The sequence below is a fragment of the Comamonas aquatica genome, assembly GCF_018064205.1.
Taxonomy (GTDB): domain Bacteria; phylum Pseudomonadota; class Gammaproteobacteria; order Burkholderiales; family Burkholderiaceae_C; genus Comamonas; species Comamonas aquatica.
In genome coordinates this window covers 2,226,997-2,239,681 of the sequence record NZ_CP072916.1, presented here as the reverse complement: position 1 = coordinate 2,239,681, position 12,685 = coordinate 2,226,997, and the positions used below count along the sequence as shown (strand labels likewise).

At 62.5% G+C, this 12,685-nt stretch carries 12 protein-coding genes; all 12 read left to right on the top strand.

What is annotated here, in order from left to right; all coding sequences use genetic code 11:
* Positions 1-8: 8 nt before the first annotated feature.
* The 12 genes from bamB to glnA all read left to right on the top strand — a co-directional run bounded on the left by bamB (position 9) and on the right by glnA (position 12,650).
* Positions 9-1,109 carry an outer membrane protein assembly factor BamB gene (bamB, locus tag KAQ61_RS10640; RefSeq protein ID WP_210931856.1) on the top strand — a complete coding sequence of 367 codons (1,101 nt, stop codon included), beginning with the start codon at positions 9-11 and terminating at the stop codon, positions 1,107-1,109.
* Positions 1,110-1,122: 13 nt separating this feature from the next.
* Positions 1,123-2,457: a ribosome biogenesis GTPase Der gene (der, locus tag KAQ61_RS10635; protein WP_210929146.1), complete on the top strand. Its 1,335-nt coding sequence runs from the start codon at positions 1,123-1,125 to the stop codon at positions 2,455-2,457.
* A gap of 113 nt (positions 2,458-2,570) precedes the next feature.
* Entirely contained in the window at positions 2,571-2,825 is a 255-nt protein-coding gene (hfq, locus tag KAQ61_RS10630; protein WP_042415668.1) for an RNA chaperone Hfq, read from the top strand.
* 55 nt (positions 2,826-2,880) lie between these two features.
* Complete coding sequence (gene hflX / locus KAQ61_RS10625; RefSeq protein WP_210929145.1) at positions 2,881-4,092, top strand: GTPase HflX; 1,212 nt, start codon at positions 2,881-2,883, stop codon at positions 4,090-4,092.
* A gap of 69 nt (positions 4,093-4,161) precedes the next feature.
* The gene (gene hflK, locus KAQ61_RS10620) at positions 4,162-5,520 is read left to right on the top strand and encodes an FtsH protease activity modulator HflK (protein ID WP_210929144.1); all 1,359 of its coding nucleotides are present in this window, start codon (positions 4,162-4,164) and stop codon (positions 5,518-5,520) included.
* Positions 5,521-5,531: 11 nt separating this feature from the next.
* The gene (gene hflC, locus KAQ61_RS10615) at positions 5,532-6,422 is read left to right on the top strand and encodes a protease modulator HflC (protein WP_042415662.1); all 891 of its coding nucleotides are present in this window, start codon (positions 5,532-5,534) and stop codon (positions 6,420-6,422) included.
* Positions 6,423-6,468: 46 nt separating this feature from the next.
* Positions 6,469-6,660, top strand: a complete 192-nt coding sequence (locus tag KAQ61_RS10610) for a DUF2065 domain-containing protein (protein WP_045267101.1) — start codon at positions 6,469-6,471, stop codon at positions 6,658-6,660.
* Between the two features lie 89 nt (positions 6,661-6,749).
* Positions 6,750-7,898: an ATP phosphoribosyltransferase regulatory subunit gene (locus KAQ61_RS10605; RefSeq protein ID WP_210929143.1), complete on the top strand. Its 1,149-nt coding sequence runs from the start codon at positions 6,750-6,752 to the stop codon at positions 7,896-7,898.
* Between the two features lie 30 nt (positions 7,899-7,928).
* Complete coding sequence (locus KAQ61_RS10600; protein ID WP_154164544.1) at positions 7,929-9,305, top strand: adenylosuccinate synthase; 1,377 nt, start codon at positions 7,929-7,931, stop codon at positions 9,303-9,305.
* Between the two features lie 54 nt (positions 9,306-9,359).
* The gene (locus KAQ61_RS10595) at positions 9,360-9,884 is read left to right on the top strand and encodes a phosphoribosyltransferase (RefSeq protein ID WP_042415649.1); all 525 of its coding nucleotides are present in this window, start codon (positions 9,360-9,362) and stop codon (positions 9,882-9,884) included.
* A 240-nt stretch (positions 9,885-10,124) separates the two neighbouring features.
* Positions 10,125-10,964 carry an EI24 domain-containing protein gene (locus KAQ61_RS10590; protein ID WP_244982864.1) on the top strand — a complete coding sequence of 280 codons (840 nt, stop codon included), beginning with the start codon at positions 10,125-10,127 and terminating at the stop codon, positions 10,962-10,964.
* A gap of 270 nt (positions 10,965-11,234) precedes the next feature.
* The gene (gene glnA / locus KAQ61_RS10585; RefSeq protein ID WP_042415646.1) at positions 11,235-12,650 is read left to right on the top strand and encodes a type I glutamate--ammonia ligase; all 1,416 of its coding nucleotides are present in this window, start codon (positions 11,235-11,237) and stop codon (positions 12,648-12,650) included.
* The last annotated feature ends 35 nt before the right edge of the window (positions 12,651-12,685 follow it).

Here is a 12,685-nt window from a genome sequence, read left to right as displayed (position 1 = left end):
TGGTGGCCATGGCCATGGTGACAGCCCTGGGTGGCTGCGCGTGGTTCGGTTCCGGCAGTGCACCCAAGCCCATGGACTTGGGTCCGAACGTGGTCAATTTGCCGGTGCGCCAGGCCTGGACGGTGCGCATTCCAGCGATCAAGGACGCCAATGTGCGGGCCCAGGTCCAGGGGCAGGACGTGATCGTGGCAGCGGCCGACGGTACGGTGGTCAGCATCAACGCCAGCAATGGCCGTGAAAGCTGGCGTGGCCAGGCCGGCAAGGCCTTGCAAACCGGCGTCGGCGCCGATGGCCGCCATGCGGCCGTGGTGACCACCGGCAACGAGCTGGTAGTGCTGGAGGGCGGCAACAAGCTGTGGAGCAAGCCGCTCAGCACCTCGGTCTTCACCGCCCCGCTGGTCGCGGGCGGTCGCATCTTTGTGCTGGCGGCCGACCGTTCGGTGTCGGCCTTCGATGCGCAAAATGGTGCCCACCTGTGGACCCAGCGCCGGGAGGGCGAGCCCCTGGTGCTGCGCCAGCAGGGGGTGCTGATGCCCTATGGCAACACCTTGCTGGCCGGCCTGTCCGGCCGCCTGGTGGCCCTGAATCCGGATGATGGCCGCGTCGAGTGGGAGGCTCCGTTGGCATCGCCGCGCGGCACCAACGATGTGGAGCGTCTGGTGGATCTGGTCGGCCCTGCCAGCCGCGTCGGCAATGCCGTCTGCGCGCGCGCCTTCCAGGCGGCCGTGGGCTGCGTGGATGCGAATGTCGGTCGCACCGCATGGTCACAAACTGCCAAGGGAGCAGTGGGAATTGCAGCTGATGCAGAGTACGTGTTTGGTACGGAGAGCAATGGCATCCTGCAGGCCTGGAATCTGGCCGACGGCACCAAGCGCTGGTCGGTCGATCGCTTCCAGCACCGCAAGCTGTCCGCACCGCTGGTGCTGGGGCGTGCCGTGGTGATGGCCGATGAGACGGGCCTGGTGCACCTGGTGTCCAAGCAGAACGGCTCGCACCTGAACCGATTGAATACCGATGGAACCGGCGTGGCAGCAGCGCCGGTGGTGGCCGCCGATACCTTGGTGGTTGTGACACGCGGCGGCGGCATTTACGGCTTCCGCCCGGATTGACAAAAATTTTCGAATGAAGCCAGTTATTGCCCTTGTCGGGCGGCCCAATGTGGGCAAATCAACCTTGTTCAATCGACTGACCAAGTCGCGCGACGCCATCGTCGCCGACTTTGCCGGTCTGACACGCGATCGCCACTACGGCCAGGGTCGCCAGGGCAAGCACGAGTACATCGTGATCGACACGGGCGGTTTTGAGCCCGATGCCTCCAAGGGCATCTTCCGCGAAATGGCCAAGCAAACGCGCCAGGCCGTGGCGGAAGCCGACGTGGTGCTGTTTGTGGTCGATGCGCGCGACGGCCTGTCGGCTCAGGACCATGACATCGGCAACTACCTGCGTCGCCTGGGCAAGCCGTGTGTGCTGGTGGCCAACAAGGCCGAAGGCATGAAGGCGGGCACGCAGCTGGCGGAGTTCTATGAGCTGGGCCTGGGGGATGTCTATCCGGTGTCCGCTGCCCACGGGCAGGGCGTGCGCGGTCTGGTGGATTTGGCGCTGGGTTCTTTGAACCTGCCCGAGCCCGAAGAGGAAAGCATCGAGGACGTGGAAGCGCGCCCTGTGCGCTTGGCCCTGGCCGGACGCCCGAACGCGGGCAAGTCCACCTTGATCAACACCTGGCTGGGTGAGGAGCGCCTGGTGGCGTTCGACATGCCGGGCACGACGCGCGATGCGATTGCTGTGCCGTTCGAGCGCAACGGCCAGCGCTTCGAGCTGATCGATACCGCCGGTCTGCGCCGCAAGGGTCGCGTCTTCGAGGCCATCGAGAAGTTCTCGGTGGTCAAGACCTTGCAGGCGATCGAAACCGCGAACGTGGTCTTGCTGCTGATCGATGCCACCGAAGGGGTGACAGACCAGGATGCCCACATTGCGGGCTACGTCCTGGAAAGCGGCCGTGCCGTGGTGGTGGCGGTGAACAAGTGGGACGCCGTGGACGATTACCAGCGGCAGCTGGTCGAGCGTGCGATTGAAACCCGCTTGGGCTTCCTGAAATTTGCCGCGCTGCACTTCATCTCCGCCATCAAGCGCCAGGGCTTGGGGCCCTTGTGGGCTTCCATCGTGCAAGCGCACAAGGCGGCCACCTGCAAGATGCCGACGCCTGTGCTCACACGCGTCCTGCTGGAAGCCGTGCAGTATCAAACGCCAAAGAAGGCGGGAGCGTATCGCCCCAAGCCGCGCTACGCGCACCAGGGGGGCATGAACCCGCCCGTGATCGTGGTGCATGGCAACTCCTTGGAGCACATCACCGAGGCCTACCGCCGTTTCCTGGAAGGACGTTTCCGCAAGGAGTTTGATTTGGTGGGTACCCCCCTGAGGATCGAGTTCAAGACTTCCCACAACCCCTATTCCGACTAAGCTGGGAAGCCATCACCGCAGTGCCAGAGGGCGAATCCCTGCAAGGGAAATGCACAAAAGGCGCTGTGGTAAGGTGTCGGTTTACAACAACATTTCCGAACACGGAGAATATCGTGAGCAATAAAGGCCAACTCCTGCAAGATCCATTTTTGAACGCACTGCGCCGCGAGCACGTGCCGGTTTCCATTTATTTGGTCAACGGCATCAAGCTGCAAGGCCAGATCGAATCGTTCGACCAGTACGTGGTGTTGCTGCGCAATACCGTGACTCAGATGGTCTACAAGCACGCCATCTCGACCATCGTCCCTGGTCGCCCTGTGAACTTCAGCCTGGCTGACAACAACGACAACGAGGCCGCTGCCGCTTGAAACTGTTGACTTATCCCTTCCCTGCACAGCCGTGCAGGGTGGGGGAGGTGATGGCATGAGCGTGAACGCCGCATCCTCCCCCGAAGAGGCCACCCCTGTTGTGCTGGTGGGCGTTGACTTCGGACTTCCACACTTCGACACAGAGCTTGAAGAACTGGGCCTGCTGGCACAAACCGCCGGCCTGCGCCCTGTGGCACGCATCACCTGTAAACGCAAAGCACCCGACGCAGCCTTGTTTGTGGGCAGTGGCAAGGCGGAAGAAATCCGCATGCTGGCCCAGATGCATGGCGCCCGCGAGGTGCTGTTTGACCAGGCCCTGAGTCCGGCGCAGCAGCGGAACCTGGAACGCCATCTGGAAATGCCGGTCAATGACCGGACGTTGTTGATCCTGGAGATCTTCGCCCAGCGCGCGCGCAGCCATGAAGGCAAGCTGCAAGTGGAACTGGCGCGCCTGCAGTACGTGGCCACACGCCTGGTGCGCCGCTGGACCCACCTGGAGCGCCAGATGGGCGGTATCGGCGGGCGTGGTGGGCCGGGCGAAAAGCAGATCGAACTGGATCGCCGCATGATTGCAGATGCCATCAAGCGCACCAAGGACAAGCTGCAGAAGGTCAAGAAGCAGCGCGCCACCCAGCGCCGGCAGCGTGAGCGCCGAGATGTGTTCAACATCTCGCTGGTCGGCTACACGAATGCTGGCAAATCCACGCTGTTCAACGCCCTGGTGAAAGCGCGAGCCTACGCGGCGGACCAGCTGTTTGCCACGCTCGATACGACCACGCGCCAGCTGTACCTGAGCGAAGCGGGCATGTCCGTGTCCCTGTCGGACACCGTGGGCTTCATCCGCGATTTGCCCCACGGTCTGGTCGAGGCGTTCCAGGCCACGCTGCAAGAAGCGGTGGATGCCGATCTGCTGCTGCATGTGGTCGATGCGTCGAATGAAACTTTCCCTGAGCAGATGGATCAAGTCCGCAGGGTGTTGGGCGAGATCGGTGCCTTGGATATTCCCCAGGTGCTGGTCTTCAACAAGCTGGATGCCTTGCCGCCGGAGCGCATGCCTGCCATCACGCAGGACACCTACGAGGTGGATGGGGTGGCCGTTCCTCGTGTGTTTGTGAGTGCGCGCACGGGCGAAGGCCTGGTGCAGTTGCGCCAGTTGCTGGCTCAGGCCGCTTTGGCAGCCCGGAATGCATCCGACGAAGGGGAGGTCCAAGATGGTCGCGATGGCCTAAGGTCTGAACCAATGTCCCTTGATGACTACGACGATTGAGCAAAGTGCACCTGCACATTTCGGCACAATGCCACATGGTTCATAGCAATACCAATTGAGACTTTTCGCATGAATTTCCTGAATCGCGCCCCTCGCTGGGCAGTGCTGCCAGAACGCTTGCGGGGAATGTTCAATCTGAATGATCCCCGCTGGGGGCGTGGAGAGGACAACCACACAGGGGAGGGCGATTCGCGCCCGGATTCTGACCGTCCTGCACAGCCTCCTTCCTCTCCACCTCCGCCGCGTGGCCAGCAGCAGGCGGGCCAGCCACCGGATCTGGATGAGCTGTGGCGTGACCTGAATCGCAAGCTCTCGGGCCTGTTCGGGGGCAAACCACCCCGTGGCCCCCAAGGGGGCAACAGCAGCCAGCCGCCAGAAATGAAGGGGGCAGGCATTGGCGTCGGCGTTATTGCCGGCATCGCCGTGCTGATCTGGCTGGGCACGGGTTTCTTCATCGTGCAGGAAGGCCAGCAGGCGGTGATCACGCAGTTCGGCAAGTACCACTCGACCGTGGGTGCTGGTTTCAACTGGCGCTTGCCATATCCCGTGCAGAACCATGAGCTGGTGTATGTGTCGCAGATCCGTTCCGTGGATGTGGGGCGTGACACCATCATTAAGAGCACCGGTCTGCGTGAATCGGCGATGCTGACCGAGGACGAGAACATCGTCGAGATCAAGTTCGCGGTGCAGTACCGCCTGAGCGACGCCCGGGCTTGGCTTTTTGAGAGCAAGAACCCCGACGTCGCGGTGGTGCAGGCGGCAGAGACCGCGGTGCGTGAAGTGGTCGGCAAGATGAAGATGGATACCGCACTGGCGGAAGAGCGCGACCAGATCGCGCCGCGCGTGCGGGATCTGATGCAGACCATCCTGGACCGCTACAAGGTGGGTGTGGAAGTGGTTGGCATCAATATGCAGCAAGGCGGTGTGCGTCCGCCCGAGCAGGTACAGGCGGCATTCGACGATGTGCTCAAGGCTGGCCAGGAACGCGAGCGTGCCAAGAATGAGGCGCAGGCCTATGCCAACGACGTGATCCCCCGTGCCACAGGTACGGCTGCGCGTTTGAAGGAAGAGGCGGAAGCCTACCGTGAGCGCATCGCGGCACAGGCCGAGGGTGATGCACAGCGCTTCAGCTCCCTGCTGGCCGAATACAAGAAGGCGCCCCAGGTGACGCGTGATCGCCTGTACACCGAAACCCTGCAAGAGGTGTACAGCAACGTGACCAAGGTGCTGGTGGATTCGCGCCAGGGCTCCAACCTGCTGTATCTGCCGCTGGACAAGATCCTGCACAGCTCTGGCGCGGCACCGCAGGCTGCACAGGATGCGGCGGCTCGCACACCTGCGCAGAACGGTGTCACCGTGGTGCCCGCAACCCCCATTGATGCCCGTGCGCGCGATGTGAATCGCTCGCGCGAGCGTGAGTCCCGCTGAGGAGATCTGTTGTGAACAGAGTTGGATTTATTGCCTCTAGCCTGCTGGTGGTGCTGGCCGTGCTGAGCTCCATGCTTTTTGTGGTGGACCAGCGCCAATTCGGCGTGGTCTATGCCCTGGGGCAGATCAAGGAAGTCATCACCGAGCCGGGCCTGAACTTCAAGATGCCACCGCCGTTCCAGAACGTGCGCTACATCGACAAGCGTCTGCTGACACTGGACAGTACCGATACCGAACCCATGCTGACCGCCGAAAAGCAGCGCGTGGTGATCGACTGGTACGTGCGCTGGCGCATCACCGATCCGTCGGAATATATCCGCAACGTGGGTCTGGACGAAAGTGCCGGTGCCATGCAGCTGAACCGTGTGGTGCGCAATGCCTTCCAAGAGGAAGTCAACAAGCGAACCGTGCGCGAGCTGCTGTCCAGCAAGCGCGACACCCTGATGGCCGACGTCAAGCAGGAAGTCCTGAATGCCGTGACCGGTGGCAAGACCTGGGGAGTGGATGTGGTGGACGTGCGCATCACCCGTGTGGATTACGCTGAGACCATCACCGAGTCCGTCTATCGCCGCATGGAAGCCGAGCGCAAGCGCGTGGCTAACGAGCTGCGTTCGACTGGTGCTGCCGAGGGTGAAAAGATCCGTGCGGAAGCCGATCGCCAGCGCGAAATCACCGTGGCGAATGCCTACCGGGATGCACAAAAGATCAAGGGCGAAGGCGACGCCGAGGCAGCCCGAACCTATGCCGGAGCTTTTGGGCAAGACCCCCAGTTCGCGAAGTTCTACCGCAGTCTGGAAGCCTACAAGGCCAGCTTTGCGAACAAGAGCGACGTGATGCTGGTTGACCCCAGCAGTTCTGACTTCTTCAAGTCCTACCGCAGCAGTGGAGCCAGCAGCAACTAAGCGCGCGCACCGTCTGTAGCCCTTCAGGCCAAGGCCAGCCCACCCCATGGAATCCGGATTTTCTTGGTGGACTGCCTTGGCCTTGTTGTTGGTGGTCGAGGGTTTGCTGCCGTTTGCATCACCGCGCTACTGGCGCGCCACCTTGATCCAGCTGCTGGCCCTGCGCGATGGCCAGATACGCGCTGTGGGGCTGCTCTGTATCGCAGTCGGTTTAAGCCTGCTGTGGTGGCTTGAATAACGTGGATCATGGCTAGGCCTTAAGGCTTTGTTGGGGGCGGCCGGCGATAGCCGATAGAATCACGTTTTTAACAGCCTCCCCCTTTTTCCATGTCCGCTTGGGTCCTGCCGGATCACATCGCCGATGTGCTGCCCTCCGAGGCACGCCACATTGAAGAGTTGCGCCGAGGTTTGCTCGATACGGCGCGCAGCTATGGGTATGAGTTGGTCATGCCTCCGCTCCTGGAGTATCTGGAGTCCTTGCTCACCGGCACCGGTGAAGCACTGAACCTGCAGACCTTCAAGTTGGTCGACCAGATTTCCGGACGCTCCCTGGGGCTGCGTGCGGACATGACGCAGCAGGTGGCGCGCATCGACGCACATTTGCTGAACCGCCAGGGCGTGACGCGCCTGTGCTATTGCGGTCCGGTGCTGCATGCCACGCAGGATCGCCCCCGTGCCACGCGGGAGCCGCTGCAGTTCGGCGCTGAAATCTATGGCCATGCAGGACCCGAAGCCGACGTAGAGGCGCTGAGCCTGGCGCTGGCCTGCGTGCAGGGTGCGGGCGTGACCGGTTTCACCGTGGACCTGGGCGATGTGCGCATCGTGCGCAGCCTGCTGGCCGGGGTCATGGTGGATGCCAGCGTGCTGCAGAAGGTGCACGCGGCGCTGGCCGCCAAGGACGCCACGGGCTTGGCGGCACTCACCAAAAGCTTTCCCCAGACCGCGCGCGAAGGCCTGCAGGCCTTGCTGCAGCTGTACGGTGATGTCTCCGTGCTGGACGAGGCAGAGAAGGCGTTGGCCCGCACACCCGGAACGCTGCACGTGCTGCAGCACCTCAAGTGGTTTGCCACACAGTTTCCGCAAGCGAACCTGACGTTCGATCTGGCGGACGTGCGTGGCTACTCCTACTACAGCGGCACACGCTTTGCCGTCTACGCCCCGGGCGCCAGCGATGCGCTGGTGCGTGGCGGCCGTTACGACGAAGTGGGGGCTGTGTTTGGACGCAACCGCCCTGCGGCGGGCTTCTCACTGGATATCAAGCAGTTGGTGTCGGTGGTGCCATCGCGTCCGCTGCGTGCGGCCATTCGCGCTCCCTGGGGCAACGATGCACAACTTAGTCAAGCCATTGCGCAGTTGCGCAGCCAAGGCGAGACCGTGGTGTGTGTGTTGCCAGGTCATGAGAGCGAAGTGGACGAATTCGACTGCGACCGCGCACTGGTGCTCAGCGCCGGGCAATGGGTCGTTCAAGCCATCTAAGGCATTTTTCAATTCATCGGATTTGAGATTATGAAAGCAACCAAAGGTCGCAACGTGGTCGTCGTCGGTACCCAGTGGGGCGACGAAGGCAAGGGTAAATTGGTCGACTGGCTGACCGAAAGCGCCCAAGGCGTGGTGCGCTTCCAAGGCGGCCACAACGCCGGCCACACCCTGGTGATCAATGGCGTGAAGACCGCACTGCACCTGATTCCCAGCGGCATCATGCGCCCTGGCGTGAAGTGCTACATCGGCAACGGCGTGGTGCTGTCCGTGGGCAAGCTGTTCGAGGAAATCGAAGGCCTGGAAAAGGCCGGCGTGTCCGTGCGTGACCGTCTGCGCGTGTCCGAAGCCTGCCCCCTGATCCTGCCTTTCCACCAGGCCCTGGACGTGGCGCGTGAAGCCGCCCGTGAGCAAGGCGGCACGCAGAAGATCGGTACCACCGGCAAAGGCATTGGTCCTGCGTACGAAGACAAGATCGCCCGCCGCGCCCTGCGCGTGCAGGACCTGAAGCACCCCGAGCGCTTCGCCACCAAGCTGCGCGAGCTGCTGAACCTGCACAACCACATTCTGGTGAACGTTCTTGGCTCCAAGCAGTTCGACTTCGGTCCCCACCTGGCCCCCTACATGAAGGACGGCGAAGTGCAGTTCGACGCGGTGTACACCGAAGCGATGCGCCATGCCGAGCTGCTCAAATCCATGATCGCCGACGTGTCGCGCGAGCTGAACGACGCCCATGCCGCCGGTGCCAACCTGCTGTTTGAAGGCGCGCAAGGCACGCTGCTGGACGTGGACCACGGCACCTACCCATACGTCACCTCGTCGAACTGCGTGGCTGGCAATGCCGCCGCCGGTGCGGGCGTGGGCCCTGGCATGTTGCATTACATCCTGGGCATCACCAAGGCCTACTGCACCCGCGTGGGCGGCGGGCCCTTCCCCACCGAGCTGGAGTGGGAAAAGGAAGGCACACCGGGCTACGTCATGTCCACCGTGGGCGCCGAAAAGGGCGTGACCACCGGCCGTTCGCGCCGCTGTGGCTGGTTCGATGCCGCGCTGCTCAAGCGCTCGGCCCAGATCAACGGCCTGTCCGGTCTGTGCATCACCAAGCTGGACGTGCTGGATGGCATCGAAGAGCTGCAACTGTGCGTGGGCTATGAGCTGGACGGCGAGAAGATCGACATCCTGCCCATGGGCGCGGACGACATCGAGCGCTGCAAGCCCATCTACGAATCCATTCCCGGCTGGACCGATTCCACCGTGGGTGTGACCGACTACGACAAGCTGCCTGTGAATGCACGCCGTTACCTGGACCGCATCGCCGAAGTGACCGGTGTGCCGATCGCCATGGTTTCCACCAGCCCCGACCGCGACCACACCATCCTGATGCAAAACCCCTACAGCGCGGGCTGAAGCGGCGTTGCCTCTATAAACACGCTCCTCGCGAAATTACACAGGAACACGACCATGTTGACTGAAGACGGCAAGCACCTGTACGTCAGCTACGACGAATACCACGGCCTGATCGAAAAGCTGGCCCTCAAGATCCACCAGTCCGGCTGGGAATTTGACACCATCCTGTGCCTGGCCCGTGGCGGCCTGCGCCCCGGTGACATCCTGAGCCGTATCTTTGACAAGCCCCTGGCCATCATGTCGACCAGCTCGTACCGCGCCGAGGCCGGCACCGTGCAGGGTCATCTGGACATCGGCCGCTTCATCGCCACCCCCAAGGGTGAGATCGCCGGCCGCGTGCTGCTGGTGGACGACCTGGCCGATTCGGGCGTGACGCTGAATGCCGTGGTGAAGATGCTCAAGGAAAACTACCAGCCCATCACCGAGCTGCGTACCGCCGTGATCTGGACCAAGGGTGTGTCGACCTTCCGCGCCGACTACTCTGTGGAAGACCTGCCCACCAACCCCTGGATCCACCAGCCCTTCGAAGGCTACGACAACCTGTCGCCCGAGAAGCTGATGGACAAGTGGAAGCTGTAAGCCAGCATGCACGTCGGCACAAGGAGCCCCCCGGGGCTCCTTTTTTTATTTCCAAAATCTATAAATAAGAGCAGTCGGCGCTCGTCATCCAACGCTTTCAATCCAAAAAGTATCTACAACCCAGTGTTGATGAGCGCCAGCAGCTCTGCTTTTTGATGTGCTTGATGCGATTGGGGTGTGCAGGGGCCAGCGTGCCACTGGCCTTGTGCCGGGCAGGTCGGCGCCGCTATGCTTGGCAGCATGCACATGATCTTGGATGCGCTGTGGCGCGCGGTGACCGATTGCCTGCGGGGTCGGGTGATGGCCTGGTCCTTGTTTCCTCTGCTGCTGGTGGCCGGCATGGCGGCGCTGGTCGGGGTGTTCTGGTGGGACGCTGCCGCGGCCAGCGTGCAGGCCTGGCTGGAAGCTGTCAGCTGGCTGCAATGGTTGTGGGGCTGGATGGGGCAGGGCACGGCAGCGGCCAGCGCCGTGGCGGCGGCGGTTTTGCTGGTGCTGGTGATCAGCCCGGTGATGGTGATGGTGGCCTTGGCCATCGTGGCCGTGGTGATGACCCCGCAGATGGTGGCACTGGTGGCCGAGCGCCGCTTTCCGCAACTGCAGCGCAAGCATGGTGCGGGCTGGGTGGGCAGCGCACTGTGGGCCCTGGGATCGACGGCCGTGGCCTTGCTGGCCCTGGTGCTGTCCATGCCGCTGTGGCTGGTGCCACCGCTGGTGCTGGTGCTGCCGCCGCTGATCTGGGGCTGGCTGACCTACCGTGTCATGGCCTTTGACGCCCTGGCCGAGCACGCCAGCCCGGCCGAGCGCCAGACCCTCCTGGCCACCCACCGCTACCGCTTGCTGTTGATGGGGGTGGTCTGTGGCTACCTGGGTGCTGCGCCCAGCCTGGTGTGGGCGTCTGGGGTGGTGTTCGCCGCCGCGTTCTGGGTGCTGATTCCGGTGGCCGTGTGGATTTATGCGCTGGTGCTGGCGTTTTCCTCGCTCTGGTTTGCGCACTATGGCCTGGCCGCCCTGCACAGTCTGCGGGAGCATGCCGCGCTGGATGCCGGGCAGGTGGCACCACCGGCAGACGCGCGGCCGTGAAAACCGTTGTGTGTTTTTTGCCACTTGGTGCAGGGCATGCCGCATATTGGTGATTGCACCAATGTGGCGCACATCCAGGAACTAAAATAGTGCATGGAAAGCAAGTCCGGAATGGCTTGTTGAATTTGCACCAAAGTGGTGAATTGCAAAAGGCTGTGAAAACATGGACTTCACAGCCTTTCCGCTTGTGGATGGGTGTGGGGCGAGCTGGCACACAAACTGCTTTGCTAACTGCGTACTTTCTATGAAGCGCTTTTCCAGGAGAACCTGATGGCTAAGACCGTTGCAGATGTGATGAACCTAGTGAAGGAAAACGAGGTCAAGTTTGTTGACCTGCGCTTCACTGATACCCGTGGCAAAGAACAGCACGTGACCGTGCCTGTGTCGCACTTTGATGATGACAAGTTCACTTCGGGCCACGCCTTTGACGGTTCGTCGGTTGCTGGTTGGAAGGGTATTGAAGCGTCGGACATGCTGCTCATGCCCGATCCCAACACCGCCAACATCGATCCTTTCTTCGAAGAAACCACGCTGATCCTGCAGTGCGATGTGATCGAACCCGGTGACGGCAAGGCCTACGACCGCGATCCCCGCTCTGTGGCCAAGCGCGCTGAAGCCTACCTGAAGGCTTCCGGCCTGGGCGACACCGCCTACTTCGGTCCCGAACCCGAATTCTTCATCTTCGACGGCGTGCGCTGGGGCACCGAACCCCACAACCCCTTCTTCGAAATCGAAGAGTACGAAGCCCCCTGGAACACCGGTACCAAGTTTGAAGGCGGCAACCGTGGCCACCGTCCCCGCGTTAAGGGCGGCTACTTCCCCGTGCCTCCTGTCGACAGCACCCAGGATATGCGTGCCGAGATGTCCCTGATCCTGGAATCCCTGGGCATCCCCGTCGAAGTGTTCCACCACGAAGTGGCCGGCGCTGGCCAGAACGAACTGGGCACCAAGTTCTCCACCCTGGTGGAGCGTGCCGACTGGACACAGCTGCAGAAGTACGTGATCTGGAACGTGGCCAACACCTACGGCAAGACCGCGACCTTCATGCCCAAGCCCTACAGCGGTGACAACGGCTCCGGTATGCACGTGCACCAGTCCGTGTGGAAGGACGGCAAGAACCTGTTCGCCGGCGACGGCTATGCCGGTCTGTCCGACTTCGCGCTGTACTACATCGGCGGCATCATCAAGCACGCCCGTGCCCTGAACGCCATCACCAACCCCGGTACCAACTCGTACAAGCGCCTGGTGCCTGGCTTCGAAGCCCCCGTGAAGCTGGCCTACTCGGCCAAGAACCGCTCGGCCTCGATCCGCATTCCTTACGTGGCCAACCCCAAGGGCCGCCGCGTGGAAGCTCGCTTCCCCGATCCACTGATGAACCCCTACCTGGGCTTCGCAGCGCTGCTGATGGCCGGTCTGGACGGCGTGGAAAACAAGATCCATCCCGGCGAAGCTGCCACCAAGGACCTGTACCACCTGCCGCCCGAGGAAGACAAGCTGGTGCCGACCGTGTGCCACAGCCTGGACCAGGCGCTGGAAGCCCTGGACGCGGACCGCGCCTTCCTGACCAAGGGTGGTGTGTTCTCCGACAGCATGATCGACGCCTACATCGAACTGAAGATGGGCGAAGTGACCCGCTTCCGCCAGGCCGTGCACCCCGTCGAGTACGACATGTACTACTCGCTGTAATTCCGGCGGCAGGGGCTGGGCATGCATGCGTGGCC